This is a genomic window from Streptomyces sp. NPDC036815, from assembly GCF_055609205.1.
Genome location: NZ_JBVJPW010000009.1, coordinates 281,950 through 306,199, shown reverse-complemented (window position 1 = coordinate 306,199; position 24,250 = coordinate 281,950). Strand labels below are relative to the sequence as shown.

17 protein-coding genes and 1 pseudogene are annotated in these 24,250 nt (G+C 70.3%); 13 read left to right on the top strand and 5 right to left on the bottom strand.

The window, feature by feature from the left end:
• Positions 1 to 51: 51 nt before the first annotated feature.
• The 10 genes from ACZ69I_RS20730 to ACZ69I_RS20685 all read left to right on the top strand — a co-directional run bounded on the left by ACZ69I_RS20730 (position 52) and on the right by ACZ69I_RS20685 (position 12,883).
• The gene (locus ACZ69I_RS20730) at positions 52 to 2,535 is read left to right on the top strand and encodes a PQQ-dependent sugar dehydrogenase (RefSeq protein ID WP_470833773.1); all 2,484 of its coding nucleotides are present in this window, start codon (positions 52 to 54) and stop codon (positions 2,533 to 2,535) included.
• Positions 2,536 to 2,540: 5 nt separating this feature from the next.
• The gene (locus ACZ69I_RS20725) at positions 2,541 to 3,929 is read left to right on the top strand and encodes a ThuA domain-containing protein (protein WP_470833771.1); all 1,389 of its coding nucleotides are present in this window, start codon (positions 2,541 to 2,543) and stop codon (positions 3,927 to 3,929) included.
• Positions 3,930 to 4,160: 231 nt separating this feature from the next.
• Positions 4,161 to 5,249 (top strand): inositol-3-phosphate synthase, encoded by a 1,089-nt coding sequence (locus ACZ69I_RS20720; protein WP_470833860.1) that lies wholly within the window; start codon positions 4,161 to 4,163, stop codon positions 5,247 to 5,249.
• A gap of 181 nt (positions 5,250 to 5,430) precedes the next feature.
• Positions 5,431 to 6,396, top strand: coding sequence for an SCO3242 family prenyltransferase (locus ACZ69I_RS20715; protein ID WP_470833769.1), 966 nt, complete (start codon positions 5,431 to 5,433; stop codon positions 6,394 to 6,396).
• The gene (locus tag ACZ69I_RS20710; RefSeq protein WP_470833767.1) at positions 6,393 to 7,565 is read left to right on the top strand and encodes a TIM barrel protein; all 1,173 of its coding nucleotides are present in this window, start codon (positions 6,393 to 6,395) and stop codon (positions 7,563 to 7,565) included. Before ACZ69I_RS20715 ends, ACZ69I_RS20710 begins: the two co-directional genes overlap by 4 nt.
• Positions 7,562 to 8,260, top strand: coding sequence for an EboA domain-containing protein (locus ACZ69I_RS20705; protein ID WP_470833765.1), 699 nt, complete (start codon positions 7,562 to 7,564; stop codon positions 8,258 to 8,260). Before ACZ69I_RS20710 ends, ACZ69I_RS20705 begins: the two co-directional genes overlap by 4 nt.
• Positions 8,261 to 8,282: 22 nt before the next feature.
• Positions 8,283 to 9,134 carry a TatD family hydrolase gene (locus ACZ69I_RS20700; RefSeq protein WP_470833763.1) on the top strand — a complete coding sequence of 284 codons (852 nt, stop codon included), beginning with the start codon at positions 8,283 to 8,285 and terminating at the stop codon, positions 9,132 to 9,134.
• Positions 9,135 to 9,137: 3 nt separating this feature from the next.
• Complete coding sequence (gene eboE, locus ACZ69I_RS20695; protein ID WP_470833762.1) at positions 9,138 to 10,307, top strand: metabolite traffic protein EboE; 1,170 nt, start codon at positions 9,138 to 9,140, stop codon at positions 10,305 to 10,307.
• On the top strand, positions 10,304 to 11,680 hold the full coding sequence (locus tag ACZ69I_RS20690; RefSeq protein WP_470833760.1) for a nucleotide pyrophosphatase/phosphodiesterase family protein: 1,377 nt from the start codon (positions 10,304 to 10,306) through the stop codon (positions 11,678 to 11,680). The genes eboE and ACZ69I_RS20690 overlap by 4 nt, the downstream gene beginning before the upstream one ends.
• A gap of 147 nt (positions 11,681 to 11,827) precedes the next feature.
• Positions 11,828 to 12,883 carry a sugar phosphate isomerase/epimerase family protein gene (locus ACZ69I_RS20685; protein ID WP_470833758.1) on the top strand — a complete coding sequence of 352 codons (1,056 nt, stop codon included), beginning with the start codon at positions 11,828 to 11,830 and terminating at the stop codon, positions 12,881 to 12,883.
• A gap of 74 nt (positions 12,884 to 12,957) precedes the next feature.
• On the opposite strand, the gene ACZ69I_RS20680 is transcribed toward ACZ69I_RS20685, so the two are convergent.
• From ACZ69I_RS20680 to ACZ69I_RS20660, 5 genes are all read right to left on the bottom strand, one after another.
• Entirely contained in the window at positions 12,958 to 14,337 is a 1,380-nt protein-coding gene (locus ACZ69I_RS20680) for an OFA family MFS transporter (RefSeq protein ID WP_470833756.1), read from the bottom strand.
• 1 nt (position 14,338) lies between these two features.
• Positions 14,339 to 15,727 carry an OFA family MFS transporter gene (locus ACZ69I_RS20675; RefSeq protein ID WP_470833754.1) on the bottom strand — a complete coding sequence of 463 codons (1,389 nt, stop codon included), beginning with the start codon at positions 15,725 to 15,727 and terminating at the stop codon, positions 14,339 to 14,341.
• Between the two features lie 122 nt (positions 15,728 to 15,849).
• The gene (locus tag ACZ69I_RS20670; RefSeq protein ID WP_470833752.1) at positions 15,850 to 18,006 is read right to left on the bottom strand and encodes an acetate--CoA ligase family protein; all 2,157 of its coding nucleotides are present in this window, start codon (positions 18,004 to 18,006) and stop codon (positions 15,850 to 15,852) included.
• Complete coding sequence (frc, locus tag ACZ69I_RS20665; RefSeq protein ID WP_470833750.1) at positions 18,007 to 19,236, bottom strand: formyl-CoA transferase; 1,230 nt, start codon at positions 19,234 to 19,236, stop codon at positions 18,007 to 18,009.
• A gap of 15 nt (positions 19,237 to 19,251) precedes the next feature.
• The gene (locus ACZ69I_RS20660) at positions 19,252 to 20,952 is read right to left on the bottom strand and encodes a thiamine pyrophosphate-binding protein (RefSeq protein ID WP_470833749.1); all 1,701 of its coding nucleotides are present in this window, start codon (positions 20,950 to 20,952) and stop codon (positions 19,252 to 19,254) included.
• Between ACZ69I_RS20660 and ACZ69I_RS20655 the strand changes: the two are divergent.
• The 3 genes and pseudogenes from ACZ69I_RS20655 to ACZ69I_RS20645 form a co-directional block, all read left to right on the top strand.
• A pseudogene (locus ACZ69I_RS20655) lies at positions 20,870 to 21,709 on the top strand (ATP-grasp domain-containing protein); the annotation flags it as partial. The gene ACZ69I_RS20660 and the pseudogene ACZ69I_RS20655 overlap by 83 nt on opposite strands.
• Complete coding sequence (locus ACZ69I_RS20650; protein ID WP_470833747.1) at positions 21,672 to 22,508, top strand: succinate--CoA ligase subunit alpha; 837 nt, start codon at positions 21,672 to 21,674, stop codon at positions 22,506 to 22,508. The pseudogene ACZ69I_RS20655 and the gene ACZ69I_RS20650, both read left to right, overlap by 38 nt.
• Positions 22,509 to 22,562: 54 nt before the next feature.
• Entirely contained in the window at positions 22,563 to 24,161 is a 1,599-nt protein-coding gene (locus ACZ69I_RS20645) for an aldehyde dehydrogenase family protein (protein WP_470833745.1), read from the top strand.
• Positions 24,162 to 24,250 lie beyond the last annotated feature (89 nt).

The window sequence follows — 24,250 nt, the reverse complement described above, 5'->3', positions numbered from 1 at the left end:
GGCGCACGGCGCACCCACCCCGTACGACCGTCCCCCCTTCCGGAGGAACCCGTGCACAGGAAACGCCCCAGACTCCGTACGACGCTCGCCCTGCTCACCGGCACCGTGCTCACCGGCGCCAGTCTCACCCTCGCCGTACCGCGGGCCGGTGCCGTTCCCGCGGACCCGCCCTCGGCGGCCGCCCCCGCCGCCGAGGACTTCCAGCAGGTCACGCTCGCCAAGGGCGAGCCGGAGATGGGCGAGCCCATGACGCTCGCCGTGCTCCCGGACCGCTCGGTCCTGCACACCTCCCGCGACGGCACGCTGCGCCTGACGAACGCGGCGGGCGACACCAAGGTCGCGGGCAAGATACCCGTCTACTCCCACGACGAAGAGGGCCTGCAGGGCGTCGGGATCGACCCGAAGTTCACCGAGAACCACGCGGTCTACCTCTATTACGCACCCCCGCTGGACACCCCGGCCGGCGATGCCCCGGAGAACGGCACGGCGGAGGACTTCAAGAAGTTCGACGGCGTGAACCGCCTCTCCCGCTTCGTCCTGAAGGACGACGGCACCCTCGACGCCGCCAGCGAGAAGAAGGTCCTCGACGTCCCCGCGAACCGCGGCATCTGCTGCCACGTCGGCGGCGACATCGACTTCGACAAGGACGGCAACCTCTACCTCTCGACGGGCGACGACTCCAACCCGTTCGCCTCGGACGGCTTCACCCCCATCGACGAGCGCGCCAACCGCAACCCGGCCTTCGACGCCAGGCGCAGCGCGGGCAACACCAACGACCTGCGCGGCAAGATCCTGCGCATCAAGGTCGCCGACGACGGCTCCTACACGGTCCCCGATGGCAACCTCTTCGCCAAGGGCACCGAGAAGACCCGCCCCGAGATCTACGCGATGGGCTTCCGCAACCCCTTCCGGATGAGCGTCGACAAGCCCACCGGCACGGTGTACGTGGGGGACTACGGCCCCGACGCCGGCGCCGCCGACCCCAAGCGCGGCCCCGCGGGCCAGGTCGAGTTCGCCCGCGTCACCAAGCCCGGCAACTTCGGCTGGCCGTACTGCACCGGCAAGAACGACGCCTACATCGACTACGACTTCGCGACCGGCACCTCCGGCTCGGCCTTCGACTGCGCGGCCCCGAAGAACGAATCGCCGCACAACACCGGCCTGACCGACCTGCCGCCCGCGCAGGAAGCCTGGATTGCCTACGACGGCGGTTCGGTCCCCGAGTTCGGCACCGGCTCCGAGTCCCCGATGGGCGGCCCCGTCTACCGCTACGACGCCGCCAACGACTCCCCGGTGAAGTTCCCCGAGGCGTACGACGGCGACTTCTTCGCCGGTGAGTTCGGCCGACGCTGGATCAAGCGCATCGAGCAGGGCACCGACGGCACCGTCTCCAGGATCAACGCGTTCCCGTGGACCGGCACCCAGGTCATGGACATGGCCTTCGGCCCCGACGGCGCACTGTACGTCCTCGACTACGGCACCGGCTACTTCAACGGCGACGAGAACTCCGCCCTCTTCCGCATCGAGAACGCCACCGACGGCCACTCGCCGGTCGTCGAGGCGAGCGCCTCGGTGACCAGCGGCCAGGCGCCGCTCAGGACGAAGTTCACCGCCAAGGCCACCGACGCCGACGGCGGAACGCTCACCTACGCCTGGGACTTCGGCGACGGCGGCAAGTCGACCCAGCAGAACCCCACGTACACGTACAAGAAGAACGGCGTCTACGCCGCCACCGTCACCGTCAAGGACTCCACCGGACGCACCGGCTCGGCCAGCGCGCACGTCACCGTCGGCAACACCGCGCCCAAGGTGACCCTCGAACTCCCCGGTGACGGCCAGCTGTTCACCTTCGGCGACAAGGTGCCCTTCAGGGTGAAGGTGACCGACAAGGAGGACGGCCCGATCGACTGCACGAAGGTCAAGGTCACCCACATCCTCGGCCACGACAGCCACGGCCACCCGGTCACCTCGGCCAACGGCTGTGAGGGCTTCCTGCAGACCTCGGCCGACGGCGAGCACGACCCCAACGCCAACATCTTCGGGGTCTTCGACGCCGAGTACACGGACAAGGGCGCGAACGGGCAGCCCGCGCTGACCACCCACGACCAGAACATCGTCCAGCCCAAGCACCGCCAGGGCGAGCACTACGGCGACTCCAAGGGCGTCTCGGTGATCAACCACGCCCCCGCGCACGGCGGCAAGACCGTCGGCGACATCCACAACGGCGACTGGGTCTCCTTCAAGCCGTACATCCTCGGCAACGTCACCAAGATGACCGCACGCGTCGCCTCCGCCGGGTCCGGTGGCACCCTGGAAGTACGCAGCGGCTCCGCGACGGGCAGGCTCCTCGGCTCCGCCAAGGTCGCGCCGACCGGCTCGTGGGAGACGTTCACCGACGTCAGCACCGCCATCACGAAGCCGCCGACGGGAACCACGACCCTGTACCTGGTCTTCAAGGGCTCGGGCACCGGAGCGCTGTACGACGTGGACGACTTCACCCTCACCACCAGGGCCGTCACTGGCCGGAAGGGGTGACTGCGATGCGCGCACGTGCCCGCGTCATCACCGCGACGGCGGTGGCCGCCCTGCTCATCGGGTGCGCGTCGGGACCGGCGTCCTCCGAACCGGGGCAGCACCGGGACGGCGAGCGTGTGCTCGTCTTCTCCAAGACGGCCGGGTTCCGGCACGACTCGATCCCCGCCGGCATCGCGACCGTCAGGGAACTGGGCGCGGAGAACGGCTTCACCGTCGACGCGACCGAGGACGCGAGGGCCTTCACGGCCAAGAACCTCGCCCGGTACGACGCCGTGGTCTGGCTCTCCACCACCGGTGACGTCCTGGGCGCCCGCCAGCAGGCGGCGTTCGAGCAGTACATCCGCGGCGGCGGCGCCTACGTGGGCGTGCACGCGGCCGCCGACACCGAGTACGACTGGCCCTTCTACGGCGGGCTCGCGGGCGCGTACTTCCAGTCGCACCCCGCGATCCAGCCCGCGAAGGTGCACGTGGCAGATCACGCGCACCCGGCCACCGCCCACCTGGGTACCGGCACCTGGGACCGCACCGACGAGTGGTACAACTACCGCTCCAACCCCCGCGACCGGGCCCGCGTGCTCGCCACGCTCGACGAGTCGTCGTACACCGGCGGCACCATGTCGGGAGACCACCCGATCGCCTGGTGCCAGAGCTACGAGGGCGGCCGCTCCTTCTACACGGGCGGCGGCCACACGAAGGAGTCGTTCGCCGAACCGGCCTTCCGCAAGCACCTGTTGGGCGGCATTCGGTGGGCGGTCGGCGCGGCCCAGGCGGACTGCCGGCCGGAGAAGGGCTACACGACGCTCTTCGACGGCACGGCGGCCTCCCTGGAGGGCTGGAAACAGGCGGGCCCCGGCTCCTTCGCCCTCAACGAGGACGACGGAACGCTCACGACCACCGGCGGCATGGGCATGCTCTGGTACGACCGGCGCGAACTCGGCTCGTACTCGCTCAAGCTCGACTGGCGGGCGGCCGGGGACGACAACTCCGGGATCTTCGTCGGCTTCCCGCCCTCCGACGACCCCTGGTCGGCCGTGAACAACGGCTACGAGATCCAGATCGACGCCACCGACGTCCCCGAGAAGACCACGGGCTCCGTCTACGGCTTCCGGTCCGCCGACCTGAAGAAGCGCGACAAGGCACTCAACCCACCGGGGGAGTGGAACACCTACGAGATCCGCGTCGAGGGCGAACGCCTTCGCATCTACCTCAACGGCGTGCAGATCAACGACTACACCAACACCGATCCGGCACGAAGCCTGCTCCAGGGCCACATCGGCCTGCAGAACCACGGCGACGGCGACGAGGTCTCCTTCCGGAACATCCGGCTGAAGGAGCTGCCGGCGCGCCACACCGGTCCCTCACCCGCACCGACCGGTCCGGGCGTGGGTCGCTAGACGGCGGCGGGCGGAGGACGCCGGACCTCCGCCCGCCGTCTCGCACCGCTCTCACGTTCCGCGAGCTCCCGAGTCGTGTCCTCCCGAGCTCCTGAGCCATGGCAGGAGGCAGCCGTGTCCCCATCCGCGACCTCTACATCCGCGACCCCTACATCTGCGCTCTTCCCTTCCCCCGCCGGGACCGCACCCGCCGGGACCGCACCCGCCGGGGCCTCACCCGTCGGGGTCTGGCTGATCGGGGCGCGCGGCTCTGTCGCGACCACGGCCGTCGCGGGCTGTGCGGCGCTGACAGCCGGACTCCACGCGCCCACCGGCATGGTCACCGAGACGCGCCCCTTCCTGGACCGCGGCCTGCCCGCCCTGCCCTCCCTCGTCTTCGGCGGCCACGACACCACTAGCTGCCCGCTGCCCAAACGCGCCGAGGAACTCGCCGCGGACGGCGTCCTGCCGCACGGCCTCCCCTCGGCCGTCCACGCCGAACTCGCTGCCGCCGACGCCGAGATACGCCCCGGCGGGCCGGAGCCCGGCGACACCCGCGGCGACGAGGAGCTCATCGACGCCTTCGCCGCTGACCTGCGCGACTTCGTACGCCGCCGGGGGCTGGCCCGCGCGGTGGTGGTGAACGTCGCCTCGACCGAACCGCGCCCCTCCGACGACGACGAGCGCCTCCCCGCCAGCTCCCTCTACGCGGCGGCAGCGCTGCGCGCCGGCTGCCCCTACGTGAACTTCACCCCCTCCGCGGGCCTGCACCATCCCCTTCTCGCCGACGCGGCACGCACCTCCGGCCTCCCTCACGCGGGCCGGGACGGCAAGACCGGCCAGACCCTGCTTCGTTCCGTACTCGGCCCGATGTTCGCGCAACGGGCCCTCGCCGTCCGGGCCTGGTCCGGCACGAACCTCCTGGGCGGCGGGGACGGCGCCGCCCTCGCCGACCCGGCGGCCGCGGCCGCGAAGAACGCGGGCAAGGAACGCGTCCTCGCCGACACGCTGGGCACCGCCCCCGAGGGCGAGGTCCACATCGACGACGTGCCCTCCCTCGGCGACTGGAAGACGGCGTGGGACCACATCGCCTTCGACGGCTTCCTCGGCACCCGCATGGTCCTTCAGACCACGTGGCAGGGCTGCGACTCGGCCCTCGCGGCCCCCTTGATCCTGGACCTGGCCCGCCTGATCTCCCGCGCCCACGAACGCGGCCTCTCCGGCGCACTCCCCGCCCTGGCCTTCTACTTCAAGGACCCGGACCCCGGCGCACCATCGGCGCTGGGCGAGCAGTACGCGGCCTTGGTCGAGTTCGCGGCGCTGTTGGGGGATGAGCGGTGAGTGGGTTGCGAAGGTTGAGTGGGTTGCGGGGGTTGAGTGGGGGGTGCGCGGTGAGTGGGTTGAGAGGGATAGGTGGGTTGTGGGGGATGGGCGGGGTAGGCGAGATAGGCGAGATAGGCGAGATAGGTGAGGTATGCGGGACTGGGCCGCTGGGGGCCGCCGTACCGGCGGGTGACGCAGCGTGAACGCCACTTCCGCACGGGCCTGGGCCGAACTCCTCCGTCTCCCCGCCCTTTTCACCGTCCCCGGCGACGCCCTCGCGGGAGCGGCGGCGACCACCCTGCGCCCCAACCGCCGCACTCTCCTTGCCATCGGTTCCTCCCTCTGCCTGTACGAGGCCGGTATGGCCCTCAACGACTGGGCGGACCGCGCCGAGGACGCCGTCGAACGCCCCCAACGCCCTCTGCCCTCAGGCCGCATCGCGCCCCCCGCCGCCCTCGCCGCGGCGGCCGCCCTCACGGCCGCGGGCCTGACCCTCGCCTCTCGCGCGGGGCGGTCCTCCCTGGCGACGGCGGGTGCCCTGGCCGTGACGGTGTGGGCCTATGACCTCGGCCTGAAGCACACGCCAGCGGGACCGGCAGCCATGGCCTCCGCACGCGGCCTCGACCTGCTCCTCGGCGCGACCGCCACGGTCGGCCCGGGCCTGGACGGCGGCCGGAGCACCCGGGCAGCGGCAGCCTCCGCGGGCGCCCTCGCCGCCCATACCCTCGCCGTCACCACGGTTTCCCGGCGCGAGGCCCAGGGCGGTTCCTCGGCCGCGCCGCTCGCCGCGCTGGCGGTGACGACGGCGGTGGCGCGGGTGGTGGGTGGCGGTCGGCCTTCCTTCCGCGGTGAGCATGGTGAGCACGGTGAGGAAACCCGGGGGGTTGGGCAGGGTGGTGTCCAAACCGCACTTCGCGCCGCCCGGCACTCCCTCCCCGCCGCGCTGGCCCTCGCCTACGTCGGCACCGCCGCGAAGCCCCTCTTCCACGCCGTCCTCAACCCGTCACCTCCCCTCACCCAGCGCGCAGTCGGCGGTGGGATCCGCGCCATGATCCCGCTGCAGGCCGCACTCGCCGCCCGCGCCGGTGCCACGGGCCCCGCTCTGCTGACCGCGGCCCTCGCCCCCGCCGCCCGTAAGTTCGCCCGGAAGGTGAGCGTCACATGAGCGGAACCAGTGACAGCAGCGGGACCAACGGAGCCAGTGGGACCAACGGGGCCAGCGGGACCAACGGAGCCAGTGGGGCCGCCGGAACCGACGGTGCCAACGGGACTAGCGGAACTAGCGGGACCCACGGGACCCGTCACACCCGCAGCGCCAGAGCGACCAGTGAAGCCACCGGAACCACCCCACCGCCCCCAAGCCCACCTCCGACCGGCGGCCTCCGGTTCGGATACGGCACCAACGGCCTCACCGACCTGCGCCTCGACGACGCCCTCGGTCTCCTCGCCGACCTCGGCTACGCCGGCGTCGGTCTGACCCTCGACCACATGCACCTCGACCCCCTCGCCCCCGATCTCGCCGCCCGCACCCACAAGGTGGCCCGCAGACTCGACCGCCTCGGTTTGACAGTCACCGTCGAAACGGGCGCCCGCTACGTCCTGGACCCGCGCCGCAAACACGGCCCCTCCCTCCTCGACCCCGATCCGGAACGCCGCTCCGAACGCGTCCGCCTGCTGATCCGCGCCGTCCAGGTCGCCGCGGACCTGGGCGCCCATGCGGTGCACTGCTTCAGTGGCACCATCCCTGCGGACACCTCGGACGACACCGCCTGGCGGCGCCTCGCCGACGCGCTCGGCCCCGTGCTCGACGCCGCGTCGGGCGCCGGTGTCCCGCTGGCGGTCGAGCCGGAACCCGGCCACCTCCTCTCCTCACTCGCCGACTTCCACCGTCTGCGGCACGAGCTCGACGACCCCGACCCCCACCTCCTCGGTCTCACGCTCGACATCGGCCACTGCCAGTGCCTCGAACCGCTCCCTCCCGCCGACTGTGTACGAGCCGCCGCGCCCTGGCTGCGGCACGTCCAGATCGAGGACATGTGCCGAGGCGTCCACGAACACCTGCCCTTCGGGGACGGAGAGATCGACTTCCCACCCGTCCTCGAGGCCCTGGCCGCCAGTGGCTACCAAGGACTGACCGTCGTCGAACTGCCCCGTCACTCCCACGCGGGCCCCGAACTCGCGACCCGGTCCATCGACTTCCTCCACCGCGCAGCCGAGACTGCCACCGCCCGGGCAGCCACCGCTCAGGCCAGCACCCCCCTGGCCAGCACCCACCAGGCCACCACCGCCCCTGTGGCCGCTGCCCTCGCATCCGCCGAAGGAGGCGCCCCGTGACCGGCAACCCTGCGCACGACACGCCTGCGCATGACACTCCCGGGATCGTCACCCTCCGCGCACGCCTCGAAGGTGACCTCGGCGGAGCCGCCCGGGCGTGGCTCGACCAAGCCGTCGCAGAGGCCGCGGCACACGAAGGGCGACCGGAGAGGGAGAAGCAGGGGCCCGTCCCCACCTGGGAGTTGAGGTTCGCCGAGGCCGGGCGCCGCTGTGGCCCCGACCACGCGGACGCCGCCCGCGTCCTGCTCCTGCACGCGGCGCACGCGACCCCCGCCACTCTCACTCGCGTCTACGCGCAAGGCACCGCCGCCGAGCGCCGCGCCGTCCTGCACGCCCTGCCCCACCTGGTGCCCGGCCCCGAGACGCTCCCGTTGGTCGAGGACGCCCTGCGCACCAACGACACCCGGCTGGTCGCCGCCGCCGTCGGCCCGTACGCCGCCACGCATCTCGCTCCCCACGACTGGCGTCACGCCGTCCTCAAGTGCCTGTTCACCGGTGTCCCCGTGGACGCCGTCGCCGACCTGCCCAGACGCGCCCGAGGTGACGCCGAACTCGCCCGGATGCTCGGCGACTACGCGAGCGAGCGGATCGCGGCCGGCCGTCCCGTCCCCGGCGACCTGCAACGCGTCCTGTCTCTGACCGCCCCCGGGCCCACCGAGGCCCCGGCCGCTCCCTCGGGCCCCTCGGCCCCGTGAGCGGCGAGGAGTAGGAGTCCTGATGCGTATCTTCGATCCCCACATCCACATGACCTCCCGCACCACCGACGACTATCAGGCGATGTACGCCGCCGGTGTCCGCGCGGTCGTGGAACCGGCTTTCTGGCTCGGCCAGCCCCGCACGTCGCCCGCCTCCTTCTTCGACTACTTCGACTCCCTCCTCGGCTGGGAACCCTTCCGTGCCGCCCAGTACGGCATCGCCCACCACTGCACGATCGCCCTCAATCCCAAGGAGGCGAACGACCCCCGCTGCATGCCCGTCCTCGAAGAGCTGCCCCGCTATCTCCTCAAGGACAACGTCGTCGCCGTCGGTGAGATCGGTTACGACTCCATGACCCCGGCCGAGGACTCCGCGCTCGCCGCCCAGCTGCAGCTCGCCGCCGACCACGAGCTCCCCGCTCTCGTGCACACCCCGCACCGCGACAAGCTCGCGGGCCTGCGCCGCACCATCGACGCCATCCGCGCGTCCGCCCTCCCCATCGACCGTGTCCTGATCGACCACCTCAACGAGACGACCGTCAAGGAGGCCAAGGACAGCGGCTGCTGGCTGGGCTTCTCCATCTATCCCGACACCAAGATGGACGAGGAGCGCATGATCGAGATCCTGCGGGATGTCGGGCCCGACCGGGTGCTCATCAACTCCGCCGCCGACTGGGGAAAGAGCGATCCCCTCAAGACCCGCAAGGTCGCCGACGCCATGCTGTCGGCCGGGTACGACGCGGACGACGTCGACCTCGTGCTGTGGCGCAACCCCGTGGACTTCTACGGCCTCAGCGGCCGCCTCCAGCTCGATGTGCGGGAACCGGACGCCACCACCCACGAGGGAAACTCCATCCTGCGCGGAGGGTCGTGAACCATGCGCTTCCGGCACCCCGACGGCTCCACCGTCCACCTCGCCTACTGCACGAACGTCCACCCGGCCGAGACCCTCGACGGGGTACTCGCCCAGCTCCGCGACCACTGCGAGCCCGTGCGCAAACGGCTCGGCAGGGACCGCATCGGCATCGGGCTGTGGCTCGCCAAGGACGCCGCCCACGCCCTGGTCACCGACCCGGCCGCGCTGCGCGGCCTGCGCACCGAACTCGACCGGCGCGGCCTCGAGGTCGTCACGCTCAACGGCTTTCCCTATGAGGGATTCGGCGCCGAACAGGTCAAGTACCGCGTGTACAAGCCGGACTGGACCGACCCGGAACGTCTGAGCCACACCACCGACCTCGCCCGGCTGCTCGCCGCCCTGCTCCCCGACGATGTCACCGAAGGCACCGTCTCCACCCTTCCGCTCGCCTGGCGCGCGCCGTTCGACGCCACCCACGCCGAGGCCGCCCGCACGGCCCTGACCACGCTCGCCCAGCGCCTCGACGCCCTCACCGAGCTCACCGGGCGGTCGATCCGCATCGGCCTCGAACCGGAACCCGGCTGCACCGTCGAGACGACCGCCGACGCCATCTCCCCTCTCACCGCGATCGGCCACGACCGCATCGGCGTCTGTGTCGACACCTGCCATCTCGCCACCTCCTTCGAGGACCCGACGACCGCGCTCGACGCCCTCGCCGTCGCGGGCGTCCCCGTCGTCAAGTCGCAGTTGTCCGCCGCGCTCCATGCCGAACACCCCCATCTCCCCGAGGTACGCGAAGCACTGGCGGCCTTCGACGAACCCCGCTTCCTCCACCAGACCCGCACCCTGACCCCCGCGGGCCTGCGCGGCACCGACGACCTCGGCGAAGCCCTCACCGCCGGCACCCTGCCCGACACGGCACCCTGGCGCGCCCACTTCCACGTCCCCCTGCACGCGGCCCCCGCCGCGCCCCTCACCTCCACGCTTCCCGTGCTCCAGGACGTTCTGGCCCGGCTCGTCGGCGGATCCACCCCGCTGACCCGTCATCTGGAGGTCGAGACCTACACCTGGCAGGCCCTCCCGCCCGCACTGCGCCCGCGCGGCCGCTCCCAGCTCGCCGAGGGCATCGCCGCCGAACTCGCCCTCGCCCGCGACCTCCTGACCGACCTCGGCCTCAAGGAACTGCCATGACCCCAACCCCCCTGCTGGTCCTGGACGTCGTCGGCCTCACCCCGCGCCTCCTCGACCACATGCCGCACCTCAAAGCCCTCGGCCAGTCCGGGTCCCGAGCACCCCTCGGCACCGTCCTGCCCGCCGTCACCTGCGCCGCCCAGTCCACCTTCCTCACCGGGACCACCCCCGCCGAGCACGGCATCGTCGGCAACGGCTGGTACTTCCGCGAGCTCGGCGACGTACTGCTGTGGCGGCAGCACAACGGCCTCGTCTCCGGCGACAAGCTGTGGGACGCCGCCCGCCGCGCCCACCCCGGCTACACCGTCGCCAACATCTGCTGGTGGTACGCCATGGGCGCCGACACCGACTTCACCATCACCCCCCGACCCGTCTACTACGCCGACGGCCGCAAAGAACCCGACTGCTACACCCGGCCCCCGGCCCTCCACGACGAACTCACCGACAAACTCGGCACGTTCCCCCTCTTCCACTTCTGGGGACCCGGCGCCGACATCGTGTCCAGCCGCTGGATCGTGGACGCCACCCGGCACGTCATCGACACCCGCCACCCCGACCTGGCCCTGTGCTACCTCCCTCACCTCGACTACGACCTGCAGCGCTTCGGCCCCGACGACCCGCGCTCCTTCCGGGCGGCCGCCGACCTGGACGCGACCGTCGCCCCCCTCCTCGACGACGCGAAGGCCGAGGGACGGACCGTCGTCGCCCTCTCCGAGTACGGCATCACCCGGGTGAGCCGGTCCGTCGACATCAACCGGGTCCTGCGCCGCGCCGGGCTGCTGGAAGTGCACACCCAGGACGGCATGGAGTACCTCGACCCGATGGCGTCCCGCGCCTTCGCCGTCGCCGACCACCAGATCGCCCACGTCTACGTCCGCCGCCCGGAAGACCTCGAAGCCACCCGCGCCGCCCTCGAGGACGTCCCCGGCATCGAGCAACTCCTCGACGACGAAGGCAAGAAGGCCCACCACCTGGACCACCCGCGCTCCGGCGAACTCGTCGCCGTCGCGGAGCCGGACGCCTGGTTCACGTACTACTACTGGCTCGACGACGCCCGTGCGCCCGACTTCGCGCAGCTCGTCGAGATCCACCGCAAACCCGGCTACGACCCCGTCGAGCTCTTCATGGACCCCGAGGACCCCTACGTCCGCGTCAAGGCCGCTGGCGCGCTGGCCCGCAAGAAGCTCGGCATGCGCTATCGCATGGCGGTCGTACCGCTGGACCCGTCACCTATTCGCGGCAGCCATGGCCGCCTCCCCACGAGCGAGGACGAAAGTCCGCTCATTCTGTGCTCCACCCCCCGCGCCGTCAGCAGCCGCGTCGCGGCCACCGATGTGAAATCGCTCCTGCTCGACCTTGCGGGTCTGCGCTGATGCCTGCTGCCCGCGTCGCTGAATCTGCTTGATCTCCACTGAACCAGACAGCTCGGGCCCTGCCATCAGGGTCCGACCCCCAGCGATCCCTGATCCGCTTTTCGAACCCATCCCTGACGCGCCCCTGACCCTGCCGAGGAGAGCCACATGAACCACAAGGCATCCGCCACCGATCCCGAACTCGCCCGCAGACTCAGCCGACGCGGCATGCTCGGCGTGGCGGCCGGAGCCACCGCGGCGGCCCTCGTGGGCGCCGCCGCCCCGACGGCCGCCGCCGCACCCGCCGCGGGACGAGGCCACGGCAAGGGACATCCGGTCCTGCCGCCGGGCCGGCTCGGCATCCAGCTCTACAGCCTGCGCGACAAGATCTCGACGGTCGGATTCGCGCCGGTCTTCGCCGAGTTGGAGAGGTACGGGTACGACGAGGTCGAGTTCGCCGGGTACAGCCAGGGTTCGGCGGGCGCCATCACCCTCGCCCAGCTCAAGGCGCTGGCCCGGGACCACGGACTGCACCCCATCGGCTCGCACGTCGGCTACTACGACGACAACAATCCCAACGCCTACACGTTCGCACAGAACCTCACCAAGGTTCTCGACGACGCCGAGGCCCTCGGTCTGAAGCACATCGGCACCGCCTCGGGCCCCTTCCGTTACGGCACCACCGTCGACGCCTGGAAGCGTGCGGCGGAGGACTTCAACACGTACGGGGAAGCGGCCCACAAGCGCGGCATGAAGTTCTACCAGCACAACCATGCCGAGGAGTTCTCCTTCGCCACCGACAAGCCGAAAGTCCGGCTCTACGACGTACTGCTCGCCGAGACCGACCCCGACTTCGTGTACCTGGAGATGGACATCTACTGGGCGTTCAGCGCCCAGTTCCGCTTCGGCAAACGCCCCGACGGCACCCCTGCGCCCTTCCAACCGCTCGACTACGTACTCAAGCAGCCGCACCGCTACCCGCTGTTCCACGTCAAGGACGGCATCCGCGACGAGAGCACCCACGACGGCTACCGCATGACGGACGTCGGTGACGGCGACATCGACTACAAGAAGTTCCTGTCCAAGGTGACCGCCCGCACTCACCACGGCCGCCGCTACCACCACTGGCAGACCGAGCACGACAACCCGGTCGAGTCCTACGCCTTCGCCCGCAAGTCCAGCGAGCACCTGCACTCGCTGCGCTCCGGGCGCTGCGGCGACTGACCGTACGGTGGCACGGACGGGGCCCTTCCGCCCGACGGCGGGAGGGCCCCGTCCGGATATGTCCGAAGCGGGCGCTATACCAGGGCTTCACGCGCGCGTGGCGCCCCTGGTTGGCGCAGCAGCAAGGAGAGGCCCGCCGCGATCAGCGAGACGACCCCTGCGGTCGTATAGGCGCCGACATAGCCCCAGGAGTCCACGACCATGGCTCCCACACCGCCACCGAACAGCCCGGACACCAGCTTCGCGCTGTACACCATCCCGTAGTTGGAAGCGTTGTTGTTCTCTCCGAAGTAGTCCGGCACCAGCGCCGCGAACAGCGGATAGAACGCGCCGCCGGCGAAGCCGGACAGGAACGCGAAGACCAGGAACAGCGGCTGATTGCGGATCTCGCCCGCCCACAGCACCCCGAACTGCGCCACCGCGAGCGCCACACACACGTACGTCAGGGTCCGCTGCCTGCCCATGCGGTCCGAGAGCCAGCCCACCACGCCGCGCCCGGTGCCGTTGATCACCGACATCACGCCCATCGACGACGCCGCGATGAGCGGGCCGAAGCCCATCTCCTTCGCGAACGGCACCTGGAACGAGATCCCGAAGATCGACACTCCCGCGCAGCACAGCATGCCCACCCACATCAGGGGGATCACTCCGGTGCGCAGCGCCTCTCCAGGAGTGAACTGCCGGACGGCGGGCGGGTTCTTGGCCAGCGCCACCGCCGTACGGGGATCCCCGTCGAGGCGCAGCGGATCCACCGAGGCCGGCCACCAGTTCTTCGGCGGGTCCTTGAAGAACAGGCCCGCCACCAGGGTCACTGCCAGTACGTAGAAGCCGACGAGGTCCAGCACCGTCCGGTAGTTGGATGTGTCGAAGCCGTACGAGAACAGGAAGATGAACGGCACCGCTCCGTAGGCGAAGGCGCCGTTGACGAAGCCCGTCTTGCCGCCGCGCCGCTCCGGATACCACTTGCCGACCATGTTCACGCAGGTCGAGTAGATCAGACCCGAACCGACGCCGCCGAGCAGACCGAAGCCGACCATCGCCACCGCCACGTTCGGCGCGTGACTGAGGCTGAGGAAGCCGAGCAGCGAGAGGACCGATCCCGTGAGCATCGCCGCCCTGCTCGTCAGGATGCCCTTCTCGCGCAGCTTGCCCGCGGGGAAGGAGACCCCGGCCTGGAAGAAGATCCAGACGCTGAGAACCCAGAACGTGTTCGACGACGTCCAGTGGTGCGCGGCGGACAGGGTGTCCTCGGCCGCTCCGAAGGCGTACTCGAAGACGCTGATGGCGAGCATGGCCGCCCATGGCAGCGCCACCATCGTCCAGCGGGGGCGGCCGAGGATCTCCCGGTCGCTCTCGCCGATGCGGTAGACGCGGCCGCGCGCGTCCGTGAGCTCTCTGTACGGTGCGTCGCGGTCGGTCGACGCGTGGGGACCGGCGATGGGCTCCGCCGTCATATCAAGCCATCTCCTCACCGAGGGGCTGTGGATTGGGATTGATGTCCTTGGTTTTCGGCCTGCCGGGTTGCGACAGGAACAGTGCGATGAATCCGGCGAACAGGGAGATCGAACCGGCCAGGGTGAACGCCCCGGTGTGGCCCCAGTGGTGGACCACCACGGAACCCATGCCGGAGCCAAGGAGTCCGGACACCAGCTTCGAGCTGTAGACCAGGCCGTAGTTGGAGGCGTTGTTGTTCTCTCCGAAGTAGTCCGCCGTCATGGCGGCGAACATCGGGAAGATGGCGCCGCCACCGAATCCGGAGATGCTGGAGAAAATAAGGAAGAGCGGGAGGTTCTTGATGCCGGCGGACCAGAGAATTCCGTACTGGGCGAGGCCGAGGACGATACAGACGAAGATCAGGCAGCGCTTTCGTCCGTAGCGGTCCGAGAGCCAGCCGATGACGCCCCGCCCCGTGCCGTTGACGATGGCCTTCAACGACATCGCGGTGGCGACGATGCCGCCGGCGAAGCCGGCCTCCTCACCGATGTCCACCTGGAACGCGATGCCGAAGATGTTCACGCCGGAGGTGCACAGGAGACAGAACCACATCAACGCCACCCGGCCGGTCTGCCAGGCCTCTCTGGGGGAGTACTGCCGTACGGCGGGCGGGTTCATCCGCATGGCGCGCCGGGCGCGCGGGTCGGCCGGCGGCCGCAGCGGGTCGACTTCCGCGGGCCACCAGTTCTTCGGCGGATCCTGGAAGAAAGAGCCCGCCGCGGCGACCGCCGTCGCAAGGAGAAGGCCGACGGACACCAGGACCCAGCGGAAATTCGTTAGGTCCATATAGCCCGTGAAGAGAAAGACGAACGGCACCGATCCGTAGGCGAATCCGCCGTTGACGAACCCGGTCTTGCCGCCCTTCCTCTCCGGATACCACTTGCCGACCATGTTCACGCAGGTCGCGTAGACCATTCCGGCACCCATGCCGCTGAACATGCCGAAACCGATATAGGCGACGACCACGTGCGGTGCGAAAGCCAGTGACAGATAGCCGAGGAGCGTGCCGAGGGCACCGAGCATCATCGCCCAGCGCGCGGGGAGCCTTCCGCTCTCGCGGAGCTTGCCCGCCGGGAAGGCCACCGCGGCCTGGAAGAACACCCAGACGCCGAGCATCCAGAAGATGTGCTGGCTGCTCCACTGGTGAGCGGTGTGCAGAGTGTCCTCGGCGGAGGCGAACGCGTACTCGGCCGAGCTGATGCCCATCATGCCCACCCACGGCAGGATGACCATCCACTTCCGCTTGCGCCCCATGATGTCGATGTCGGTCTCGCCGACCCGGTACGTCCGGCCGTTGGCGTCCCTCACCTCCCTGTACGGGACGGTCGTCGGTAGGTCAGTTGTCGTCATCTCGCTCAGCACCTCTTGCGTCGGAAAGATCCTGGCCAGCGCCCCCTGTCCCATCCCTTCCGTGTGCGCACGGGATGCGGGCCGACCGGCGCGCACCGCGGGCCGGCCCCGGACCGGTCACCTCATCGACCGCCCCCCAACAGCCCGGCGGCCCGCGCCCAGCGGTACTTCGCGCCGAGCGCGGCGACCGGCTTCTCGGTCGTGTAGGGGTACGCCACGACCCCTCGCTCGAAGAGGTACTGACAGGCCTCCTCCACCTCGACGTCGCCCGCCAGCGACGCCACCACGGGCTTCTCGACCCCGCGGGCCCGGAACTCCGCGACCACACGGGCCGCCAGTTCCGCGAAGACCATGGGAGGGGTGACGATCGTGTGCCAGTAGCCGAGTACGAGGGCGTGGATGCGCGGGTCCTCCAGGCCGAGCCTGATGGTCGCCTCGTACGTCGAGGGGGGCTCACCCCCCGTGATGTCGACGGGGTTGCCCGAGGCCCCGAAGGGCGGGATGAACGCCTTGAAGGCCGCGTCCAGGTCGTCGGGCATGTCCATCAGCTTCAGACTGTTGTCGGTCATGGCGTCGGAGAGCAGTACGCCCGAGCCGCCGGCGCCCGTGATGATGACGATGTCGTCACCCTTCGGAGTGGGCAGGACCGGCAACGCGCGCGCGTACTCGAGCATTTCGTTGAGCCCCGGTGCGCGGATCACCCCCGCCTGCCGGAGGATGTCGTCGTACACGGCGTCGTCACCCGCGAGCGCCCCCGTGTGGGATCCGGCGGCCTTGGCGCCCGCCGCGGTGCGCCCGGCCTTCAGGACCACGACCGGCTTCTTGGGCACGGTCGCCCGTGCGGCTTCCACGAAGGCCCGGCCGTCCTTGAGGTCCTCCAGGTGCATGGCGATGCACTGGGTGTTGGGGTCATCGCCGAACCAGGTCAGGAGGTCGTCCTCGTCCAGGTCCGACTTGTTGCCGAGGCCGACGATCGCGGAGACACCCGTCTTCGTCGTGCGTGCGAAGCCGAGGATGGCCATCCCGATGCCGCCCGACTGGCTCGTCAGGGCGACGGGGCCCTTCACGTCGTACGGGGTGCAGAACGTGGCGCAGAGGCCCTGCCACGTCGAGTAGTAGCCGTAGATGTTGGGGCCGAGGAGGCGCACGCCGTGCCGTTCGCCGATGGCCACGATCTCGTCCTGGAGGGCGTGTTCGCCGGTCTCCGCGAACCCCGAGGGGATGAGGACCGCGTTGGGTATGCCCTTGCGGCCCACCTCCTCCAGGGCCGACGCGACGGACTTGGCGGGGATCGCGAAGACCGCCACATCCACCTCGCCGGGAACGTCCGTGACACTCTTGTACGCCTTGCGGCCGAAGATGTCATCGGCCTTGGGGTTCACCGGATGGATCTCTCCGGAGAAGCCGCCGCCGATGAGGTTGCGCATCACCGAATTGCCGATCTTCCCCGCCTCGTTGGAGGCGCCGATGACGGCGACCGAACGGGGCTGCATGAGCCTGCGCATGGAGGCGAGCATCTGCACGCGCGTGTAGGTGCGCCGTGGCTTGGGGGTCTCTTCGGAGAGGATGATCCGGATGTCCGCCGCGATCGCGCCCCGGGGTGTGGCGATGACCGGGTTGAGGTCGACCTCGGCGATCTCCGGGAAGTCGGTGACCAGCTCGGAGACCCGGCGGATCTGCTCCGCGAGGGCCTCTCTGTGCACCGGCTCCGCGCCGCGCACCCCGCGCAGGATTTCCGCGGCCCCGATCGAGTCGAGCATCGAGGTGGCCTCGTCGGGGTCCACGGGCGCGAGACGGAACGTGACGTCCTTGAGGACCTCCACGAGCACACCGCCGAGCCCGAACGCGACGACCTTCCCGAAGGTCGGGTCGGTGACCGCTCCGACGATGACTTCCTGGGCCGAGGGGCCGCCCGGCAGCAGCTCCTGGATCTGGACGCCGGAGATGCGGGCCCGAGGGGCGTACGCGCGGGCGTTCGCCACGATCCGGTGGAAGGCCGCCCGTACGTCGGCGGCGCCCTCCACACCGACCACCACGCCCCCCGCGTCGGTCTTGTGGAGGATGTCCGGGGAGACGATCTTCATGACGACCGGTCCGTCGAACCGGGCCGCGTGGGAGACCGCCTCGTCGACGTCGGTGGCGAGTTCCTCGCCCGGTACGGCGATTCCGTACGCGTCAGCGAGCACCTTGCCCTCGGGGGCGGTGAGCGCCGTACGGCCCTCGGCGCGCACCGCGTCGAGGAGGGCGCGCACCGCCCGCAGTCGGTCGTCGGCCCTCACTCAGATCACCCCGTTCGACTTGAGCAGGCGCAGTTCCTCGTCGCCGAGGCCGAGCTCGCCGACGAATACCTCTTCGTTGTGCTCGCCGAGGAGCGGCGAACTGACCATGTCCACGGGCGAGTCGGAGAGCTTCAGCGGCGAGCCGACGGTGGTGAAACTTCCGCGCTCGGGGTGCGGGACCTCGACCACCATCTCGTTGGCCACCAGGGAGGCGTCCTCGATGATCTCCTTCGTGGAGAGGATCGGACCGCAGGGGATGTTGCGGGCGTTGAGCTGCTCCAGGACGTCCCACTTGGGCAGCGCCGAGGACCACTCCTCGATGAGCTGGAACATCTTGCCGAGCTTGGGGAGCCGCGCCTCGGGAGTCGCCCAGTCGGGGTCGTCCGCCAGTTCCGGGCGCCCGATGAGCTCCGTGATCGGCTGCCAGCCCACGGGCTGCACGATGACGTACACGTAGTCGTTCGGGCCGCCGGGCGCGCACCTGACGGCCCACCCGGGCTGGCCGCCGCCGGACGCGTTGCCGGAGCGCGGGACCTCGTCCCCGAAGTCCTCGTTGGGGTACTCCGCGAGCGTCCCGTGCGCCAGCCGCTGCTGGTCGCGGAGTTTGACGCGGCACAGGTTCAGCACGGCGTGCTGCATGGCGACGCTCACGCGCTGGCCCCGGCCGGTGCGCTCCCGCTGGAAGAGGGCGGCGAGGATGCCCGCGACGGCGTGGATGCCGGTTCCGGAGTCCCCGATCTGGGCGCCCGTGGCGAGCGGCGGGCCTTCCTCGAAGCCGGTGGTCGCCATGGAGCCGCCCATGGCCTGGGCGACCACTTCGTAGGCCTTGAAGTTGGTGTAGGGGCCCTCTCCGAAGCCCTTGATCGAGGCGTAGACGATGCGCGGGTTGATCTCCTGGACGCGGTCCCAGGTGAAACCCATGCGGTCCACGGCGCCGGGGCCGAAGTTCTCCACCATCACGTCGGATCGCCGGATCAGCTCCGTCAGGAGCTCCTTGCCGCGCTCGGTCTTGGTGTTGAGGGTAATGCTCCGCTTGTTGCAGTTGAGCATCGTGAAGTACAGCGAGTCGACGCCGGGGAGGTCGCGCAGCTGTTTGCGTGTGATGTCCCCGGAGGGTGCCTCCAGCTTCACCACGTCCGCGCCGAGCCAGGCGAGCAGCTGGGTGGCCGAGGGGCCGGACTGGACGTGCGTCATGTCGAGGACGCGAATGCCTTCAAGAGCCTTGCTCATGGCCGTCGGGGCTCCTCACTTGTACATGGTCTGGTTCATGGTTCCGGGGGCGTACGCGTCGGGGTCGACCCACACGTTGATCAGCGAGGGCTTGCCGGACTCGCGGGCGCGGCGCAGTGCGGGGGCGATGTCGGCGGGGTCGCGGACTTCTTCGCCGTGCCCGCCGAGCATCCGGGCGAACTGGTCGTAGGGGACGTCGCCCAGGGTGTTGCCGACGCGCTCGCGCTCCTGGCCGTACTTGGCCTTCTGGCCGTAACGGATCTGGTTCATCGAGGAGTTGTTGCCGACGATCCCGACGAAGGGGAGGTCGTAGCGCACCAGCGTCTCGAAGTCCCAGCCGGTGAGGCTGAAGGCGCCGTCTCCGAAGAGGGCCACCACTTCCTTGTCGGGTCGGGCCTGCTTGGCGGCGAGTACGAAGGGGATGCCCACGCCGAGCGTGCCGAGGGGGCCCGGGTCCATCCAGTGGCCCGGCGACTTGGGCTGGACGACCTGGCCCGAGAAGGTGACGATGTCGCCGCCGTCGCCGATGTAGACGGAGTCTTCGGTAAGGAAGTCGTTGATCTCGCTCACGAGGCGGTACGGGTGGATGGGGGAGGCGTCGGACTTCAGGCTCGGCAGACGCTTCTCGATCGCGGTCTGTTCGGCGGCGCGCAGCTCGTCGAGCCACTCCTTGCGCCGGGCGGCGCCGCCGTTGCCGTATCCGGGGAACGCGTGCCCGGAGGCGGCCTCGGTGACCGACTTGAGGATGAGTCCGGCGTCTCCGACGATGCCGAGGTCGATGTCGCGGTTCTTGCCGACGGTGCGGTAGTCGAGGTCGATCTGGACGACGGTGGCGTTCGGCGAGAGCCGCTTTCCGTATCCCATGCGGAAGTCGAAGGGAGTGCCCACGATGACGATGAGGTCGGCGTTGGAGAAGGCGTAGCGCCGTGAGAGCTGGAAGTGGTGCGGATCTCCGGGCGGCAGCGTGCCGCGGCCCGCGCCGTTCATGTAGGCGGGCACGTTGAGGGTGCGCACGAGCTCGACGGCGGCCTCGGTGCCCCGGGTCGTCCACACCTGGCTGCCGAGCAGGATCGCGGGCTTCTCGGCGTGCACGAGGAGGTCGGCGAGCTTCTCGACGGCATCGGGGTCGCCGGCCGAGCGGGTCGACGCGCGGTACCGGCCGGCCTCGGGGACCCGCGCCTTGTCGACCGGCACCCGGGCGTCGAGCACATCGCGGGGGATCTCCAGGAAGGAGGGCCCCGGGGCGCCGTGGTAGCACTCGCGGAACGCCATGGACACCATGTCGGCCGCGCGCGCCGTGTCGGGCACCGTCGCGGCGAACTTGGTGATCGGCGTCATCATGTCGACGTGCGGCAGGTCCTGGAGGGAGCCCATCTTGTGCTGTGTGTGGGCCCCTTGGCCGCCGATCAGGAGCATGGGGGACTCCGCGCGGAAGGCGTTCGCGACGCCGGTGACGGCATCGGTCGTGCCGGGGCCCGCGGTCACCACCGCACAGCCCGGCTTGCCCGTGATGCGGGCGTAGCCGTCGGCCGCGTGGGCGGCGACCTGCTCGTGGCGCACGTCGACGACATCGATGCCCTCGTCGACGCAGCCGTCGTAGATGTCGATGATGTGGCCGCCGCAGAGGGTGTAGATGACCTCCACGCCCTCCGCTTTGAGTGCCTTGGCGACCAGGTGTCCACCGGAGATGTCGTTCGGGCTGTTGTCGTCGGGCATGGCGAAGTCCTGTCCCTTCGTAGGGGAGTTGGAGCGCGCTCGCACGCTTTCGGGGCGCCCTCTCGATAGATTGCATACAGTCGACGAATACTGTATGAAGCTTGTTATCCCGCATTCGGTGGGTGGTGTCCAGGGGGCGTGCGGCACTTTCGGGGGTCTGGGGGCCGCATCCGGACAGACACAGTGGTCAGGAGCCGAAATGGATCTTTTCGAGCACCAGGCAAGGCAACTCTTGGCAGAACACGGCGTCTTGGTGCCGCGCGCGGAGATCGCCGGCACGGCCAAGCAGGCACGCGCCTGCGCCGAACGCCTCGGCGGCCCAGTCGTCGTCAAAGCCCAGGTCAAGACCGGAGGTCGCGGCAAAGCGGGCGGCGTGAAGCTCGCCGCGGACCCTGCGGCCGCCGAGATCACGGCACGTCAGATCCTCGGCATGGACATCAAGGGCCACACCGTACGGAGGGTGATGACGGCCGAATCCGTAGACATCACGGACGAGTTCTACGTCTCCTATGTGCTGGACCGCGCGGCCGGATGCTTCCTCGCGATCGCCTCGGCCGAGGGTGGCATGGACATCGAGGAGGTGGCGGCGAGCCGCCCCGAAGCGGTGGTGCGGGTCCCGATCGCCCCGGCGGAAGGGGTCACACGGGCCAAGGCCGCCGAGATCGCCGCCGCCGCGGGGCTCCCTCCCGAAACAGCCGCCACACTGGTCAGACTCTGGTGTGTGCTGGTCCGCGAGGACGCCCTCCTCGTCGAGGTCAACCCGCTCGTCCGCACCGCCCAGGGGGAGATCGTCGCCCTGGACGGAAAGGTCACACTCGACGACAACGCCCGCTTCCGCCAGGAACGGTGGGGCGCCGACCAGGAGAGCCACGACGAGGAACTGGAAGCGGCAGCCGCCGCCAAGGGCCTCACCTACGTGCGCCTTCACCAAGGCAGCCGTCCACGACGCGGCCGACGCCGGCATCGGCCTCGCCGTCGTCATCACCGAAGGCGTCCCCGTCCACGACTCCGTCGGCTTCCTCGCCTACGCGAAGGAACGCGGCACCCGCGTCATCGGCCCCAACTGCCCCGGCCTGATCACCCCCGGACAGTCCAACGCGGGCATCATCCCCGCCGACATCACCAAGCCGGGCCGCCTCGGACTGGTCTCGAAGTCCGGGACGCTCACCTACCAGCTCATGTACGAGCTGCGCGACATCGGCTTCTCCACCTGTGTGGGCATCGGGGGCGACCCCGTCGTCGGCACCACCCACATCGACTGCCTGGGCGCCTTCGAAGACGACCCCGACACCGAACTCGTCGTTCTCATCGGCGAGATCGGCGGTGACGCAGAGGAACGCGCCGCCGCGTACATCAAGGCGTCCGTCACCAAGCCCGTCGTGGCCTACATCGCCGGATTCACCGCGCCCGAAGGCAAGACGATGGGCCACGCCGGCGCGATCGTCTCGGGCCCCTCGGGCACCGCGCAGGCCAAGAAGGCGGCCCTGGAGGCCGTCGGCGTACGCGTGGGCGACACCCCCACCGAGACGGCGCGGCTCGTGCTCGACGTCCTCTGACGCCCCTCCCCGTCCCTCTCGCCCCGACCGTGCACCGTGAGCGGAGACAACCGGATGACACCCCTGAGCCCCACCCCTGACCCGCACACCACTACTGGCCTGCGCACCGCCCCTGACGCTCCCGTCCTCAAGGCAGGCACCGCCTGGACCGACGCCTGGCGCCGCTGCCTCGCCGTCGCCCCCGAGGCCTTCCGCGACGACCGTGTCCTGAACCTGTGGAACGGCACGTGGCAGGCCGACGGACGGACCCTGCCCGCCACCAGCCCCGTCGACGGCACCCCCATCGCGGGCCCGCCCCGGCTCGACGCCACCGCCGCCCGCCGGGCCGTGCGTGCCGCGCTCGACCAGCACCGCGCCTGGCGGCACATCGCTCTGACCGAGAGGCGTGCCCGTGTCGCCGCGACACTCGACTCCCTCACCCGGTACCGGGAGTTGCTCGCGCTGCTCCTCGTCTGGGAGATCGGCAAGCCCTGGCGGCTGGCCACGGCAGACGTCGATCGGGCCATCGAGGGTGTGCGCTGGTACGTCGAGGGCATCGAGCCGATGGTCGAGGGCCGGGCCCCGCTGGACGGCCCGATATCCAACATCGCGAGCTGGAACTACCCGATGAGCGTGCTCGTTCACACCATGCTGGTACAGGTACTGGCAGGGAACGCGGCCGTCGCCAAGACCCCGACCGACGGCGGTGTCGCCTGCCTCACCCTGGCCTGCGCACTCGCCGCCCGCGAGGGACTTCCCGTCACCCTCGTCAGCGGCAGCGGCCGCGAGCTGTCCGAAGCTCTCGTGCGCGCGCCGGAGATCGGCTGCGTCTCCTTCGTCGGCGGCCGAGACACGGGTGCAGCGGTGGCCACGGCGGTCGCCGACCTCGGCAAGCGGCACATCCTCGAACAGGAAGGACTGAACACCTGGGGCATCTGGAACCACAGCGACTGGGACGCACTCGCCGCGCTCGTCCCGAAGCTCTTCGACTACGGCAAGCAGCGCTGCACCGCGTACCCGCGCTTCGTCGTCCAGCGCTCCCTCTTCGACGAGTTCCTCACCGCCTACCTCCCGGCGGTCCGTACCGTACGCGTCGGGCACCCGCTCGCCGTGGCGCACTCCGGAGACCCGTTCCCCGAGCTCGACTTCGGACCGTTGATCAACGCGGCCAAGGCCAAGGAACTCGCCGACCAGGTCGCCGAGGCCGTCGACCGGGGCGCCGTCCCGCTGTACCGCGGCGCGCCTGCCGAGGGACGCTTCTTGCCGGGCCAGGACACGGACGCGTACCTCCACCCCGTCACCCTCCTCAACCCGCCGCCGTCCTCACCGCTGCACCACGCGGAGCCGTTCGGCCCCGTCGACACGATCCTCCTGGTCGACACCGAGGCGGAACTGCTCGCCGCGATGAACGCGTCGAACGGCGCGCTCGTCGCCACGCTCTCCACCGACGACCCCGATACGTACGAACGTCTCGTACCCCAGATCCGCGCCTTCAAGACCGGCCGCGGCAAGCCTCGCTCGCGCGGTGACAGGGAGGAGCTGTTCGGCGGGTTCGGCGGGTCCTGGCGCGGTGCGTTCGTGGGTGGCGAGCTGCTGGTGCGTGCCGTCACCCGCGGCTCGGCGGGAGAAGAGCCGCAGCCGGGAAACTTCCCGAGCGATCACCGCTTGGTGTGACGGCGGTGACGGTCATGGCATCCGGGACACCCATGAGATCTGCGGCATTCAGCTGACGGCCGGCGCACAGCCCGCATCGCCCGCGATGC

Excerpts from the sequence above, each read along its gene's own strand:
- ACZ69I_RS20725 (WP_470833771.1), top strand. The coding sequence starts at position 2,541 with ATGCGCGCACGTGCCCGCGTCATCACCGCGACGGCGGTGGCCGCCCTG.
- ACZ69I_RS20710 (WP_470833767.1), top strand. The coding sequence starts at position 6,393 with ATGAGCGGAACCAGTGACAGCAGCGGGACCAACGGAGCCAGTGGGACC.
- ACZ69I_RS20700 (WP_470833763.1), top strand. The coding sequence starts at position 8,283 with ATGCGTATCTTCGATCCCCACATCCACATGACCTCCCGCACCACCGAC.
- eboE (WP_470833762.1), top strand. The coding sequence starts at position 9,138 with ATGCGCTTCCGGCACCCCGACGGCTCCACCGTCCACCTCGCCTACTGC.
- ACZ69I_RS20690 (WP_470833760.1), top strand. The coding sequence starts at position 10,304 with ATGACCCCAACCCCCCTGCTGGTCCTGGACGTCGTCGGCCTCACCCCG.
- ACZ69I_RS20685 (WP_470833758.1), top strand. The coding sequence starts at position 11,828 with ATGAACCACAAGGCATCCGCCACCGATCCCGAACTCGCCCGCAGACTC.
- ACZ69I_RS20680 (WP_470833756.1), bottom strand. The coding sequence starts at position 14,337 with ATGACGGCGGAGCCCATCGCCGGTCCCCACGCGTCGACCGACCGCGAC.
- ACZ69I_RS20675 (WP_470833754.1), bottom strand. The coding sequence starts at position 15,727 with ATGACGACAACTGACCTACCGACGACCGTCCCGTACAGGGAGGTGAGG.
- frc (WP_470833750.1), bottom strand. The coding sequence starts at position 19,236 with ATGAGCAAGGCTCTTGAAGGCATTCGCGTCCTCGACATGACGCACGTC.
- ACZ69I_RS20660 (WP_470833749.1), bottom strand. The coding sequence starts at position 20,952 with ATGCCCGACGACAACAGCCCGAACGACATCTCCGGTGGACACCTGGTC.
- ACZ69I_RS20645 (WP_470833745.1), top strand. The coding sequence starts at position 22,563 with ATGACACCCCTGAGCCCCACCCCTGACCCGCACACCACTACTGGCCTG.